The sequence below is a fragment of the Sulfuriferula thiophila genome (assembly GCF_003864975.1).
Taxonomy (GTDB): Bacteria; Pseudomonadota; Gammaproteobacteria; order Burkholderiales; family Sulfuriferulaceae; genus Sulfuriferula; species Sulfuriferula thiophila.
Genome location: NZ_BHGL01000033.1, coordinates 296,606 through 310,702, shown reverse-complemented (window position 1 = coordinate 310,702; position 14,097 = coordinate 296,606). Strand labels below are relative to the sequence as shown.

The 14,097-nt window shown below is 50.5% G+C and carries 11 protein-coding genes; 8 read left to right on the top strand and 3 right to left on the bottom strand.

The features are described from left to right. Positions 1-484 precede the first annotated feature (484 nt). Together lplT and aas are read right to left on the bottom strand one after the other, a co-directional pair. Positions 485-1,651, bottom strand: coding sequence for a lysophospholipid transporter LplT (lplT, locus tag EJE49_RS11325; RefSeq protein WP_223246929.1), 1,167 nt, complete (start codon positions 1,649-1,651; stop codon positions 485-487). A gap of 38 nt (positions 1,652-1,689) precedes the next feature. Then, positions 1,690-3,831 carry a bifunctional acyl-ACP--phospholipid O-acyltransferase/long-chain-fatty-acid--ACP ligase gene (gene aas, locus EJE49_RS11320; protein ID WP_124950858.1) on the bottom strand — a complete coding sequence of 714 codons (2,142 nt, stop codon included), beginning with the start codon at positions 3,829-3,831 and terminating at the stop codon, positions 1,690-1,692. A 118-nt stretch (positions 3,832-3,949) separates the two neighbouring features. Here aas and folA point away from each other — a divergent pair, with 118 nt between their 5' ends. After that, positions 3,950-4,459, top strand: a complete 510-nt coding sequence (gene folA, locus EJE49_RS11315) for a type 3 dihydrofolate reductase (RefSeq protein ID WP_124950856.1) — start codon at positions 3,950-3,952, stop codon at positions 4,457-4,459. A gap of 143 nt (positions 4,460-4,602) precedes the next feature. Here the strand turns inward: folA and EJE49_RS11310 are convergent, their stop codons facing one another. Continuing rightward, entirely contained in the window at positions 4,603-6,135 is a 1,533-nt protein-coding gene (locus EJE49_RS11310; protein WP_124950854.1) for a DEAD/DEAH box helicase, read from the bottom strand. Positions 6,136-6,451: 316 nt separating this feature from the next. Here EJE49_RS11310 and typA point away from each other — a divergent pair, with 316 nt between their 5' ends. The 7 genes from typA to hisS all read left to right on the top strand — a co-directional run bounded on the left by typA (position 6,452) and on the right by hisS (position 14,097). Next, positions 6,452-8,257: a translational GTPase TypA gene (gene typA, locus EJE49_RS11305; RefSeq protein ID WP_124950851.1), complete on the top strand. Its 1,806-nt coding sequence runs from the start codon at positions 6,452-6,454 to the stop codon at positions 8,255-8,257. Positions 8,258-8,407: 150 nt separating this feature from the next. Continuing rightward, positions 8,408-8,833: a nucleoside-diphosphate kinase gene (ndk, locus tag EJE49_RS11300; protein WP_124950849.1), complete on the top strand. Its 426-nt coding sequence runs from the start codon at positions 8,408-8,410 to the stop codon at positions 8,831-8,833. A gap of 34 nt (positions 8,834-8,867) precedes the next feature. Next, positions 8,868-9,950, top strand: a complete 1,083-nt coding sequence (gene rlmN, locus EJE49_RS11295; protein WP_124950847.1) for a dual-specificity RNA methyltransferase RlmN — start codon at positions 8,868-8,870, stop codon at positions 9,948-9,950. Then, positions 9,947-10,729, top strand: coding sequence for a type IV pilus biogenesis/stability protein PilW (pilW, locus tag EJE49_RS11290; protein WP_124950845.1), 783 nt, complete (start codon positions 9,947-9,949; stop codon positions 10,727-10,729). The genes rlmN and pilW overlap by 4 nt, the downstream gene beginning before the upstream one ends. After that, the gene (locus EJE49_RS11285) at positions 10,729-11,547 is read left to right on the top strand and encodes a helix-turn-helix domain-containing protein (protein WP_124950843.1); all 819 of its coding nucleotides are present in this window, start codon (positions 10,729-10,731) and stop codon (positions 11,545-11,547) included. Before pilW ends, EJE49_RS11285 begins: the two co-directional genes overlap by 1 nt. An 8-nt stretch (positions 11,548-11,555) precedes the next feature. Then, positions 11,556-12,827, top strand: coding sequence for a flavodoxin-dependent (E)-4-hydroxy-3-methylbut-2-enyl-diphosphate synthase (ispG, locus tag EJE49_RS11280; RefSeq protein ID WP_124950841.1), 1,272 nt, complete (start codon positions 11,556-11,558; stop codon positions 12,825-12,827). A gap of 4 nt (positions 12,828-12,831) precedes the next feature. Then, positions 12,832-14,097: a histidine--tRNA ligase gene (gene hisS, locus EJE49_RS11275; protein ID WP_124950839.1), complete on the top strand. Its 1,266-nt coding sequence runs from the start codon at positions 12,832-12,834 to the stop codon at positions 14,095-14,097.

Here is a 14,097-nt window from a genome sequence, read left to right as displayed (position 1 = left end):
TTCCGCCAGCGTTCAATCTGAGCCAGGATCAAACTCTTCAGTTTAATTCCTGTTTCGCTACTCACCATTACCCTGAGGCAATCGCTTTCGCTGTCGCAATACTCAAAATATTACTATTCCAAGTATGCGTATTTACAACAATATTTTTCGTCTTAAAATACCGTCCCGGTTGCCCAGACCAGCATCTCAAAACCGCTACTGTAAATACCCACACTTATCGATTGTTTAGTTGTTAAAGAGCGATGTTGCTTGGTTGCCAGCGCTTCGTTTTACGCACCACCTTTCGGTTATGCTTGCTTCGCTGCGCTAACAACGAGGTGCGAATTATACTCACCTAAAATCATTTGTAAAGCTTTATTTACATAACCAGATAATTAACTTTAAACTACACTTTTAATTATCTGATTATATTGCTGAATTCTTCCGGTAACTCGTTACCAGTTGCGCTCAACGAGCGCGAATTATACAGCCTGCAATGCTGCCGTCAAGCGCTTTTATTAGCTAAAAATACTTTATTTCGCTTTGAGGTCCACGCGAGCATTGCCATACCCGCAAACAGCATCACTCCAAACCCTGCCACAGTAGATGTCACCGGCAATTTTTCCGCCAAACCATAGCCGCTAACCAAAACCAGCATAGCTATGTTTTCAAACAGATTCTGCACCGCCAACGCACGCCCCGCCCCTACGCTCTGGTGACCGCGCTGCTGCAACAAGGCGTTAAGAGGAACGACAAACAATCCGCCCCCCATTCCCAGCAATAATAATAGCAACGCTACCGGCATCAGATTGGTCTGCGCAGCCATCACCACTATAACCGGCCCTATTATCAACCCTCCCAAGTATGCCCGACGTACATTTTCCAGACCAACCCAGAGCGCCGCGATAGCTGCCCCAATCACAATTCCTATCGATAACACTCCCATTAATTCTGCGGGTGTTTGATTATTAGTTATACCTAACGCCAACGGCACCCAGGCAAACAACATCAACCTTAATGTGGCGCCACAACCCCAGAACAAACTCGTCCCAAGCAGACACATACGCGCGGCCGGATCGCGCATCAACGTCACACTTCCTTGCCAAAATTCTTTGAACAGCCCCGGAATATCCCATTTAGATATGTCATGTTCCGGACTTATCCGTGGTATTAATAAATTGATTGCTGCTGCTATTGCATATATGACGAGCACGCTGAGCAACGCCACGACAATAGACCTGTCTGCCAATATCCCGCCCAGCAGAACCCCAAGCAAAATTGCAGCTATTGTAGAACCCTCCAGCCAGCCATTCGCCTTGACAAGCTTTTCAGCACTAAAGAATTGTCCGAGAATGCCATACTTGGCTGGTGAATATATCGCAGCGCCGACCCCTACCAGCAAATACGACCCTATGGGGCCAGCGCCAAGCAACATCAGACAGGTTCCCAGCAATTTGATTGCATTACCTATCAACAGCACCCTGCCTTTGGGCAGAGCATCCGCTAACGCACCCACCATGGGCGCCAACACGATAAATGGCAACACAAATCCCACCTGAATCCAGCTGATATGTTCCGGCTGCCCACTTGCTTTCATCATAGCTATGGCCGCAATCAGCAACGCATTATCTGCCAGCGCCGATAAAAATTGTGCTCCGAGCAATGCGAGCATGGGCATATCGCTAAACTTGATATTTAACGCCTGCTGCTTCACACCCCACCCCCCATTATGTTTAATGTTACATAATCGACCTTGCCCGTACCGAGTAACGGCAGCACATCTACATGAATCACTTTACGCGGCACCAGAACTTCAGGAAAACCGTTTTCTTTGGCTGTTTGCTGCAAACGCTCCCGCGTCATCTCCTTATCTACGCTATAAAGCAGAATCGCCTCACCACGCTGGGCATCAGCTTGGGTAGTTGCTGCATGCTGGTATAGCGGCGACGCAAGAGCTGCGATATTCTCTACTACTTCGAGCGACACCATTTCACCCGCTACTTTTGCGAAGCGTTTTACGCGCCCTATGATGTGAATAAATCCCTGCTCGTCTTTTTCAACAATATCACCTGTTTCATACCACCCCTCACCCAAAGCAGACTTAGGTCGCTCCAATACCCCGGGATGCTCCGCACGCAAGTAGCCGGACATCAGATTCGGACCACTCACATACAACATTCCACCCACCCCGATTCCCGGCACTGGTAGTATTTTTGAGTCGATACCCGGCAATAGCTGCCCCACCGAATTTTTTTTATACGCCATAGGCGTATTCACAGCCAGCACCGGTGCAGTTTCTGTTGCGCCATAGCCCTCCAGGATGCGAATTCCGAATTTCTCGAACCACATGTCGCGAACACTATCGCTTACCTTTTCCGCCCCAGCCACTACATATCTCAGCCGATAAAAATCATAAGGGTGAGCATACTTTGCATAATTACCCAGAAACGTGCCGGTGCCGAACAGTATCGTGCAGCTTTTGTCGTACACCAATTCGGGGATAATGCGGTAATGTAACGGGCTGGGATACAAGAACACATTCATGCCAGTGAGAATAGGCATCAATGTCCCGCCAGTCAGCCCGAACGAATGGAACATAGGCAGCGCATTAAATACCTTGTCAGTGGGCTGCATATCAATTACGGCACGCACCTGAGCGACATTCGACAGCAATGCCCGATGCGACAGCACCACTCCCTTAGGCTTCCCTTCGGAACCCGAAGTAAACAATACAACGGCAGCAGACTCGGGATTCCCAGCATGCAATATTAATCGCGGGTAATATGTACCAAGCACCAGCCACACCTTATCCGTCCAGCGCAAACTTTCCCGCACGTCTTCCAGATAAAATAGCTTAATACCAGCCAATCCCTGCACGACCTCCGTTAAGCCCGCCTTTTCCAGGAATGCACGTGAAGTCAATATCAGCCGTACTTCTGCAGCGATACAGGCGTTCGTCATACCATCCCGCCCGGACGTGTAATTTATCATTGCAGCAACACGATTAAGTGCAGACAAACCAAAAATTACGCCAACCGTTGCAGCCAGATTCGGCAACAGCACGCCAACACGCTCCCCGGTTGCGGTCTCACGCTCCAGCACCCGCGCTATCGCCAGCGACAGTTTCCACAAAGTACGATAGCTCATGGGAGTCTGACGCATATCTTCAATCATCTTGCGCTTGCTGCCATATATCCCCATAGTCTCGATCAATGCCTGCCACAAGGTCTGGCGCGGCCGCGAATGAAACAACATATTTTGCATAATCACACGCAACGCTTCCCCTGATTGCTTACGGCGCATTTTGGCACTCGGTAACTGCGGCATGGCAATTTCAACAGCCGGTTGCACGCTAATGCGGATTGCGGGGAATAAATGATGCGGATAATCGCCGGTCAGCCGGCTAAAATAGGAACGCGCCGGGCCATCCAGCCGCACAGGTATCACTGCAGCGCCAGTCTTGGCAGCGATGAACGCTGGGCCGTCGTATACCTTCATCAGACTTCCGGTCAGCGTAATCCGGCCTTCAGGGAAAATAACCACCGGACGACCGCTTTCCACAAGCCTCAATATTTTCTTCACCGCCATCGGTTGGGTAGGATCGACCGCAAGATACTCCACCAACCGCAACAACTGCCGCAGAATTGGATGTTCCGCTACCCAACTATGCACAATAAATACCGGCTCTACCGGTAAGAACAAACCCAGCAAAACACCATCCAGAAAGGATTCATGATTAGCCACAATCAACGAGCGCGGATGATCAAATGCCTGCAAATCTCCCTCTACCCTGACACGAAACAAAATACGACATATCCAGCGCAACACCGCCTTGATCACCGTACGCACCATGACACCTCCATAATTATTCTGACAACATAAGCCAACTTTAAAGCAACTACAGTATTTACACTAAAGAATTCAACGTCCAGAAACTGCAAAAGCTATAATAGCGTTGAGGAGAATTTATATGCGCCCCATCATTTCACTTATCGCCGCGATGACAAAAAATCGCGTTATCGGCATCCGTAATACACTACCCTGGCAACTGCCAGCTGATTTACAGCATTTTAAAAAACTTACGTTAGGCCATCCCATCATTATGGGACGAAAAACCTATGAATCGATCGGCCGACCCCTGCCAGGCCGCACCAACATCATCATTTCACGCACCGACTTCGCGGCCCCTGCCGCGTGCAAGGTAGCCAATTCCATATCGTCAGCTATTGCACTATGCCCGGATAATGAAGAAGCATTTTTTATTGGCGGTGAGCAACTGTACCGGCAAGCACTGCCTATTGCAGACCGTTTATACATAACAGAAATCGACACGGAACTTGAAGGCGATGCATGGTTCCCGGAATTCGACCTCAATGACTGGGAGCAAATCCAGCGCGAACCTCACTATGATGAAATCAACGGATATGCGTACAGCTTCGTCATCTACCAACGCAAACACACTGAACATTCAGCATCATAAAAATCTCATAATTTTGGTATCGACAGCATATAAATAATCGTCAAAACGTTACCCGATTGTTACTAATATAATGAGAACTTGTAACTTCCAGACAATAAAAAAGGCGCCAAAGGCGCCTTTTTTATTGTTAGTTACCTAAAGCATTAGCTCCAGGAACGATTGCCGTTACTGCGGTTACCGCTGGTACCGCTCTTGAAACCGCCACCAGCACCTTGACCATCACGACGTGCGCCACCTGAACCAGCAGGACGTGGAGCGCTGTCACGACGTGGTGCAGCACCAGTCGTGTTAGCCGGTTGACCCCAGCTATTACCATTTGCGCTGGTATTGCCGCTACGATTACCGGCACCAGCATTGCTGCTGTTAGCATAACCATTGCTGTTCCCACCATTTCCACCATTGCCATAACCGCTGCTGTTAGCATTGCCGCCGTTGCCATAACCACTACCGCTACGACGCTGCTCACCCTGACCTGATGGACGACCACGACCACCCGTGCTAGGACGGCCGCCACTCGGCGCACCAGTGCGTGGTTTGAGCTTAGGCTCAAGACCCTCAATTACCTGCGCAGGAATCAATTGGCCAGTAAAACGCTCAATGCGCTTCAACTGCATGGAATCACGCGGGCTAGCCAACGACACAGCAATACCCGTCGCACCTGCACGGCCGGTACGACCGATACGGTGAACGTAATCTTCCGGATTCTTAGGCAAATCGTAGTTAATCACGTGAGTAATACCCGGCACATCCAGACCACGCGCAGCTACGTCAGTCGCAACCAGCAAACGGATCGAACCGTGACGCATTTGAGTGATAGTACGGGTACGTGCACCTTGATGCATATCACCGTGCAATGCAGCAACTTTATGACCCGCTGCTTGCAAATCATCGGCCAGGCTATCCGCATCACGCTTGGTAGCAGTGAAGATAATTGCCTGATTGATATCCACATCATTAACCAGATGCGTTAACACGCGATTCTTGTGTGACAAATCGTCAACATAATGCATATGCTGAGTGATGTTTTCGTGGCGAGCCTGCTGATGTGCAATTTCGATACGTTTCGGGGTTTTCAGCAACTGGGTAGCCAGTCGGGCAATATTGCCTTCAAACGTTGCGGAGAACATCACGGTTTGACGTGTCGCAGGAGTCGCCATCGCAATACGCTCTACGTCATCAAAGAAACCCATATCCAGCATACGGTCAGCTTCATCAAGAATCAGCATTTCCAGACGGGAAAAGTCGATACGGCCGCGTTCGATATGATCGATCAGACGACCAGGCGTTGCTACCAGCACTTCAAACGGCTGTGACAACATTTTGTTTTGAATTGGGTAAGGCATACCACCCAGAATACTGACCACTTTAACGCGACGTAAATGCTTGCTGTATTTCTCAGCAGCGGCAGTAACTTGCAATGCAAGCTCACGTGTTGGAGTCAATACCAGGATACGCGGACCACGACCAGCCACAGGGCTAGGGGTAGAAAGCTTTTCCAGCGCAGGCAACATGAACGCAGCCGTTTTGCCGGTACCTGTTTGTGCGGATGCCAGAACATCATGACCTTCCAGAATCAACGGGATGGCTTCTAATTGGATAGGAGTTGCTTGGGTGTAACCTGAATCAGCAAGTGCTTGGACGAGGGATTCATTGAGACCTAGGGTTTCGAAAGACACAGATTTTTCCTTAAAAAAACGCAAAGCATAGGCCAACGGGGGGTAGGCTATGCTTATAAGCCATCCACTGCCGGCGCGGGAACATCGTCGCTAACCGGGTGGAGCTGCGCCTTCAGAAAAAACTGCTGAAACGCTATAAGGTCAGGGATCGATGGCGTGTTAAAAAACACGCGTCCAATCAATCGTAGAACTTGACTGGAGAAGCCGCATTGTACAGCAATATCATAATAAAACAAGCAAATACTAATATTTTAATAAAAAATACATATTTAACATGCTATAATTTTCGGTTTATCAGATCCGGAAACAATCACACATGTCCCGCGCGCTCCGTAATATCGCCATCATCGCTCACGTTGACCATGGCAAAACCACCTTAGTGGACAAACTCCTCCAGCAATCAGGCACATTCGCCGCTCACCAGTCAGTGACTGAGCGCGTAATGGACAGTAACGATCTGGAAAAAGAACGCGGCATTACCATTACCGCTAAAAACACCGCCCTGGAATACGAAGGCAACCACATCAACATCGTTGATACCCCAGGCCACGCCGATTTCGGTGGTGAAGTTGAGCGCGTATTATCCATGGTTGACGGTGTATTGCTGCTAATCGATGCGGTTGACGGCCCTATGCCGCAAACCCGTTTCGTTACCCGTAAGGCTTTGGCATTAGGTTTAAAGCCTATCGTTGTTGTAAACAAAGTCGACCGCCCGGGTGCGCGTCCTGATTTCGCTGTTAATGCGACTTTTGATTTGTTCGACAAACTGGGCGCTACCGAAGAACAACTGGATTTCCCGGTAGTTTACGCTTCAGCACTGAACGGCTTCGCCATGATGAGCATGAGTGAAACCAGCGACAACATGCGCGCATTGTTCGAAACCATTCTTAGTCACGTACCACCTCCTCCTGGAGACCCTGAAGCACCATTACAATTGCAGATTACCGCACTGGATTATTCCAGCTTCGTTGGTCGCATTGGTATTGGCCGCATCAGCAATGGTCGCATCAAACCAGGTCAAAGCGTCGTCGTCATGGCCGGCCCTGATGGCACACCTAAAACAGGTCGTATCAACCAGGTCTTGGGTTTCCAGGGTCTGAACCGCGTTCTCGTTGACGAAGCTGAAGCAGGCGATATCGTTATCATTAACGGTATTGAAGACATCGGTATCGGCGTAACCATTTGCGACAAAGAAAATCCGCAACCATTAGATATGCTCAAGGTGGATGAACCGACCCTGACCATGACTTTCCAGGTCAACAGCTCACCTTTGGCCGGCACAGAAGGCAAATTCGTTTCCAGCCGTCAAATTCGTGAACGCCTGAACAAGGAATTGCTCACCAACGTTGCGCTGAAAGTTGAAGACACGGACGATGCAGATACCTTCCTGGTATCAGGTCGTGGCGAATTGCATTTGACCATTCTGCTAGAAAATATGCGTCGTGAAGGCTTTGAAATCGCGGTTTCCAAGCCTCGCGTTGTATTCAAGGAAATCGACGGTGCTAAATGCGAACCTTATGAAGCACTCACCATCGACGTAGAAGAAGCCAACCAGGGCGCGATCATGGAAGAACTTGGTCGTCGTCGCGGTGATTTGCAAGACATGTCACCCGATGGTCAAGGTCGTGTACGTTTAGAGTACCTGATCCCAGCCCGCGGTTTGATTGGCTTCCAATCAGAATTCATGACGCTGACACGTGGCACAGGCATCATGGCGCACGTATTCGATGATTACGGCCCGATGAAAGCTGACATGCCTACCCGTCGTAACGGGGTTCTGATTTCACAAGAGCAAGGCGATGCAGTTGCTTATGCATTGTGGAAACTGGAAGATCGCGGTCGTATGTTTGTGTCCCCTGGTGACAAACTGTACGAAGGCATCATCATTGGTATTCATAGCCGCGACAATGACTTAGTGGTTAACCCAATCAAGGGTAAACAACTGACCAACGTTCGCGCGTCAGGTACGGATGAAGCAGTTCGCCTAACCCCTGCGATGAAAATGACACTGGAATCCGCCGTCGAATTTATCGAAGATGATGAACTGGTAGAAATCACGCCCCAGTCTATCCGTATTCGCAAGCGTTACCTGACCGAAAACGAACGCAAACGCAATCGTTAAAATCAGTTGCAACAAGCTCAACAAGGTGGAATCGTGCGAGCGGTTCCACCTTTTTGCTTTTTCCAAGAAGCACCCGCCAACCCTTTATTTTATCGCTGTTTCGTGATATTTTAACCAAGATTTTTTAACCATAACTAATGGAGTACCACCATGGCTGTTGAACGCACCCTGTCGATTATCAAACCTGATGCCGTAGCTAAAAATGTAATCGGTAAAATCTACCAACGTTTTGAAGATGCTGGCTTAAAAATAGCTGCTTCACGCATGATTCAATTATCCCGCGCAGACGCTGAAGGCTTTTATGCTGTTCATAGCGCACGTCCATTTTTCAAAGACCTGGTTGATTTCATGATCTCCGGTCCGGTAATGGTACAAGTTCTGGAAGGCGAAAACGCCATGCAGACTAACCGTGACCTGATGGGCGCAACCGATCCTAAGAAAGCAGATGCAGGTACAATTCGTGCTGATTTTGCTGACAGTATCGATGCCAACGCTGTACACGGTTCAGACTCTGTTGAGAACGCGGCTATTGAAATCGCTTATTTCTTCCCTGCATTGAACGTTTACACTCGTTAAACTATCCAATACGGTTTCTGATCAAACGACCTTCATGCCCATAAATTTACTCGATTACGACCTGCCTGGATTAACTGGTTATTTCGCTGAACTAGGCGAAAAACCTTTTCGTGCCAAGCAGGTGCTGCGCTGGATACACCATTCAGGCGTATCCGATTTCGAGCAAATGAGTGACCTTGCCAAGTCCCTGCGCGAAAAGCTACTGCAGATCGCTACAGTGACGCCACCGAAAATAATGGCCGAACAGGCATCCAGTGATGGCACGCGCAAATGGCTGCTTGACGTTGGCAGCATGAACGGAGTCGAAACCGTATACATACCTGACGATACGCGCGGCACGCTGTGCATATCGTCCCAAGTCGGCTGCGCCCTGGAGTGCACTTTCTGCTCCACCGGCCGCCAAGGATTCAACCGCAACTTGAGCGTTGCCGAAATCATCGGCCAATTATGGTGGGCAAACCGCGCATTAGGACATGACCCCAAAGGCAATCGCATCATCACCAATGTGGTGATGATGGGCATGGGCGAACCACTTGCCAATTACACCAACGTTGTTACTGCGCTCAATCTGATGCTGGACGATAACGCCTACGGCTTATCGCGCCGTCGCGTAACCGTGAGCACATCTGGCCTGGTGCCAGCCATGGACAGACTGCGCGAAGACTGCCCGGTCGCATTGGCTGTGTCATTACACGCCCCTAACGATAAACTGCGCGACGAAATCGTACCTATCAACAAGAAATACCCATTAGCAGAACTCATGGCCGCTTGTCAGCGCTATCTGGAAAAAGCGCCGCGTGACTTTGTCACATTTGAATACGTCATGCTCGAAGGCGTAAATGACCAGCCAGAACATGCACGGCAATTACTTGCCCTGGTGCGCGATGTACCCTGCAAATTTAACCTTATTCCATTCAACCCTTTTCCGAATTCAGGCTATCGCTGTTCCAGACCTGAATCCATCCGCCGTTTCCGCGATATTTTAATGCAAGCCGGCCTTGTCGTTACCACACGCAAAACGCGGGGCGAAGACATTGACGCTGCTTGCGGGCAACTTGCCGGGCAAGTTCAAGACAAAACCAAACGCACACTACGTCGAATTGAGGTGATTCAATGAATAAAGTTAAGCACTTGCTCACGGTTCTACTCAGCGTCACCACCTTCACTACGGCCTATCCTGCATTTGCAGAATCAAGCCAGCCAACATCGAATGCCAACCAGACTAACGAACAAACGCGTGCCCGTATCCACACAGAACTAGGGGCCGGCTACTTCAGTCGTGGTCAATATGCTGTAGCACTGGAAGAACTGCGCGACGCGCTTTCAGCAGATAATCGCTATGCCCCTGCCTATGGCGTTATGGGTCTGGTATACATGGAGCTGAAAGAAGACAAACCTGCTGAAGAAAACTTCCAGCGCGCAATGGATTTGGCACCCGGCGAATCCGAAATACATAACAATTACGGCTGGTTTCTGTGCACCCGTAACCGCTTCGATGAAGCCATTAAACAATTCAATATTGCACTTGGCAACCCTCTCTACCCCACACCTGAACGCGCCCTGACCAATGCCGGCATTTGTTTACTGCAAGCAAACAAACCTGACGATGCTCAAGGATATCTGGAGAAATCGCTCAAATTCCAACCCAATCAGGCTCAGGCGCTGACCAAGTTAGCCCAGATATACTTTCAACAGGGTCGCTTGTTCGAAGCACGCACATTGATAGAACGCTTCTTTGCAAATAACCAGCCAACGGCCGAAGCACTCTGGTTAGGCGTACGTTTAGCACGCAAACAGAGCAACAAGGATGCTGAAGCCAGTTATGGCTTGCAACTACGCCGCCAGTTTGCCGATGCACCAGAAACCCAGTTATTACTGCAAGGAAAGTACGACTAATGGACATGGCGGATAACCAGGAACCCGTTTTATCCGTCGGAACGCGGTTGCGTTCAGCACGGCAGACCGCAGGCTTGAGCGTTAATGACATAGCACAGCACATCAAACTGACACCAAAGCAGATTGACACCATTGAAAGCAATGGATTCGACGAATTAGGACTGGTATTCAGCCGCGGATTTGTGCGCAACTATGCCCGCCTGGTCGGGCTCGATGGCAATGCACTGGTTGCCGAAATGTCCAGCACACTGCGCAACAAAACTGAACCACTCAGCGTACATGATGAGCATATTCCATTGACCAGTGGTTTATCCAAATACTGGTTAATCATGGCCGGTCTTGCATTAACCATAGTTATTGGGGTGCCATTATTGGTATATCACTGGCTTTCCGCAGATGACACGCCTATCAAACTAGCCCTCACGCCCAAGCCCTCAGTAACTGCACCCGCACCAGCAAAACAGCCTGCTGCTCCAGTCGTTCCGGCCACCGTTGCAACACCTGCGACCACCCCGTTACCAGTTCCGGGTACTCCTCCCGAGACTGTGCCGAGCACTACAGCAAATACCGACACCCCGGCAGCAGGGCGTCTGCAATTCCAGTTTAGCCAGGATTCCTGGGTAGAAATCCGCGACAGTAAACAACATGCCGTGTTATCACACTTGTACCGTGCGGGCGAAACTGCCGAGGTATCTGGCACGCCTCCTCTTTCGCTGATAATTGGTAATGCAGCGCACGTCACCCTCAAGTACAACGACCAGACAGTGGACCTAGCACCGCACACAGCAGTTACCGTTGCCAAACTCACCCTACAATAGAGTGCATCATGTTTAAAATCGAACTCCCCCGACACCTCACACGCAAAGTCTGGATAGGCGACATAGCCGTAGGTGGCGATGCGCCTGTCGCTGTGCAGTCGATGACCAACACTGACACTGCTGATATCGAAGGCACCGTCGAACAGACTTACGCGCTTTGGCGTGCCGGCTCAGAGATGGTGCGCATTACCGTCAACACCATGGAAGCCGCAGAGGCCGTGCCGTATATCCGTGATGCACTAGCAAAACGCGGGTGCAACGTACCGTTGATTGGCGATTTCCATTTTAACGGACATAAACTGCTCACCAGCGTACCGGCATGCGCAGAAGCACTGGCGAAATACCGCATCAACCCCGGCAACGTCGGCAAAGGCAGTAAACGTGACGAGCAATATGCCGCGATGATAGAAACGGCAGTGCGTTACAACAAACCCGTGCGCATTGGCGTCAACTGGGGCAGCCTTGATCAGGCCCACTTGGCACGGATGATGGATGAGAATGCACAACTGGCAGAACCGCGCGAACCTGACTGGGTAATGCGCGAAGCTTTGATCACATCTGCACTCGAATCTGCACGTAAAGCTGAAGAAATCGGCTTAGCGCGTGACAAAATCATCCTGTCCTGCAAGCTGTCCGGCGTTCAGGATTTAATCAGCACCTATCAGGAACTGGCTTCTCGTTGTGATTATCCGTTGCACCTGGGTTTGACCGAAGCCGGCATGGGCTCCAAAGGCATTGTCGCCTCTACTGCCGCGCTATCCATTCTGCTGCAACAAGGCATCGGTGACACGATCCGTATTTCCCTGACCCCCGAACCGGGTGGTGACCGTACCCAGGAAGTAGTCGTAGCCCAGGAAATTCTGCAAACCATGGGTTTGCGCTCATTCACTCCCATGGTAGTCGCCTGCCCTGGCTGTGGCCGCACCACCAGCACCGTGTTCCAGCATCTGGCGCAGGACATACAACGCTACTTGCGCGATCAGATGCCAGTGTGGCGCAATCACTATCCTGGTGTAGAGGAAATGAACGTAGCCGTAATGGGCTGTGTAGTGAATGGACCGGGCGAGTCCAAACATGCCAATATCGGCATCAGCTTACCTGGCACCGGCGAAGTACCCGTTGCGCCCGTGTACGTGGATGGTGAAAAAACCGTAACCCTCAAAGGCGAGCGCATCGCCGAGGAGTTTCAGGCCATCGTTGAAGAATATGTGCAAAGTCATTATGGGTCTGCACAAGCACCTGCGCGCAATAAAACAATAACCATACACCCAGCTTCTTAAAATTATGAGTAATACCATACAAGCCATACGCGGGATGAATGACATCCTGCCTGAACAGACACCACGCTGGCAACAGTTTGAAGCTATCGTGCATGACTGGCTCAAGGCCTACGGCTACCGCGAAATCCGCACGCCCATCGTCGAACAAACCAGTCTGTTCAAACGCGCTATCGGTGAAGTGACTGATATCGTAGAAAAAGAAATGTATTCGTTTGAAGATGCGCTCAATGGTGAGCAGTTATCGCTGCGTCCTGAAGGCACGGCGGCATGTGTGCGCGCAGTTATCCAGCATAACCTGCTCTATAACGCACCGCAGCGGCTCTGGTATGCCGGCCCGATGTTTCGGCATGAACGCCCGCAAAAGGGCCGCTATCGTCAGTTCCATCAAATCGGCGTTGAATCATTGGGTTATGCCGATGCTGACATGGATGCCGAACACATCATCATGACTGCCGACCTGTGGCGGCGTCTGGGGCTATCCAATATCACACTGGAAATCAACACCTTGGGCGATGCAGCAGCACGCAACCGGCATCGCAGCCGACTTATCAGCTACCTTGAAGCACATATCGAGCAGCTCGATGAAGATGCCAAACGTCGCCTGCATACCAATCCGTTGCGCATACTCGACACCAAGAATCCGGCCATGCAGGAACTGGTAGATGCTGCGCCGAGACTTTATGATGACCTGGATGAAAACGCACTGGCGCACTTTGAAGCTGTACAAACCATCTTGCGCGCACACAACATCGAATACCGCATCAATCCGCGCCTGGTACGCGGTCTGGATTACTACAATTACACGGTATTTGAATGGGTAACCGACCAGCTCGGCACCCAGGGTACCGTGTGTGCCGGCGGGCGCTATGACAGCCTGATCGAACAGATAGGCGGCAAATCTGCACCCGCCTGCGGCTATGCCATGGGGATAGAACGCCTGCTGGCGCTGATCGAAGTAGCAGGCATCGCATTGCCTGACAGCACTCTGGACGCGTACATAGTCCATGTTGGCGACGCAGCTAGCACTTTTGCCTGGCAAGTTGCCAATACGCTACGTCAGGCCGGATTAAACATCATTATGCATTGTGGTGGTGGCAGTTTTAAATCGCAAATGAAGAAAGCCGATGCCAGCGGTGCTGCTTTTGCCTGTATCATTGGCGACGATGAAGCTGCACTGGAACAGATCAGCCTGAAATCATTGCGCGCCACCATGGAACAGACACGCTGCACCACAGAACAAGCTGTAAGCTTATTAAAATCAGGGAACTAA

Bases quoted from the DNA above. Each gene is read 5' to 3' on its own strand.
- lplT (WP_223246929.1), bottom strand. From the start codon at position 1,651: ATGCTCGCATTGCTCGGAGCACAATTTTTATCGGCGCTGGCAGATAAT.
- aas (WP_124950858.1), bottom strand. From the start codon at position 3,831: ATGGTGCGTACGGTGATCAAGGCGGTGTTGCGCTGGATATGTCGTATT.
- folA (WP_124950856.1), top strand. From the start codon at position 3,950: ATGCGCCCCATCATTTCACTTATCGCCGCGATGACAAAAAATCGCGTT.
- typA (WP_124950851.1), top strand. From the start codon at position 6,452: ATGTCCCGCGCGCTCCGTAATATCGCCATCATCGCTCACGTTGACCAT.
- ndk (WP_124950849.1), top strand. From the start codon at position 8,408: ATGGCTGTTGAACGCACCCTGTCGATTATCAAACCTGATGCCGTAGCT.
- rlmN (WP_124950847.1), top strand. From the start codon at position 8,868: ATGCCCATAAATTTACTCGATTACGACCTGCCTGGATTAACTGGTTAT.
- pilW (WP_124950845.1), top strand. From the start codon at position 9,947: ATGAATAAAGTTAAGCACTTGCTCACGGTTCTACTCAGCGTCACCACC.
- EJE49_RS11285 (WP_124950843.1), top strand. From the start codon at position 10,729: ATGGACATGGCGGATAACCAGGAACCCGTTTTATCCGTCGGAACGCGG.
- ispG (WP_124950841.1), top strand. From the start codon at position 11,556: ATGTTTAAAATCGAACTCCCCCGACACCTCACACGCAAAGTCTGGATA.
- hisS (WP_124950839.1), top strand. From the start codon at position 12,832: ATGAGTAATACCATACAAGCCATACGCGGGATGAATGACATCCTGCCT.